The organism is Mesorhizobium sp. M1E.F.Ca.ET.063.01.1.1 (assembly GCF_003998155.1).
Taxonomy (GTDB): domain Bacteria; phylum Pseudomonadota; class Alphaproteobacteria; order Rhizobiales; family Rhizobiaceae; genus Mesorhizobium.
In genome coordinates this window covers 1-405 of the sequence record NZ_RZSC01001719.1, presented here as the reverse complement: position 1 = coordinate 405, position 405 = coordinate 1, and the positions used below count along the sequence as shown (strand labels likewise).

The 405-nt window shown below is 63.7% G+C and carries 1 pseudogene; it reads right to left on the bottom strand.

Annotation, left to right across the window (positions count from 1 at the left end):
• Nucleotides 1-239: pseudogene (locus tag EOA29_RS40575) on the bottom strand (EamA/RhaT family transporter); the annotation flags it as partial.
• Nucleotides 240-405 lie beyond the last annotated feature (166 nt).

The window sequence follows — 405 nt, the reverse complement described above, 5'->3', positions numbered from 1 at the left end:
AGCCTCAGCACCGCAATGGTTGGCAGCGAGCGCGACCCCGCCGACCAAGCTGCGCCCGCGACTGCTGTCGCGAGAAAGCTGCGCCACAGCACCGTATTGTAGACGCCCACGGCGATAACCAGCGTCTTCATCGCCGCATCCATCCCGGACAGCAGGAAGATCGCGAGCGCGCATACGAGCACCGGGACCATCGGGGAAACGGCGCCTGTCAGGCTGGATGTCTTCACGGCTGCACTCATCTGGCCGCGGATATCTCAGGGCAAACGGCAGGGCCAGATGGCAGTGCGCCCGAAATTGCGGTCCAATCCGGATCAGCTGCAGCGCCGGGTTGCGACCGAAGAGAGCGTCTCAGACTGAATGTCGACGCGCTCCTCGCTATCGGCCTTCGCCTTCCTCGCTTATCAT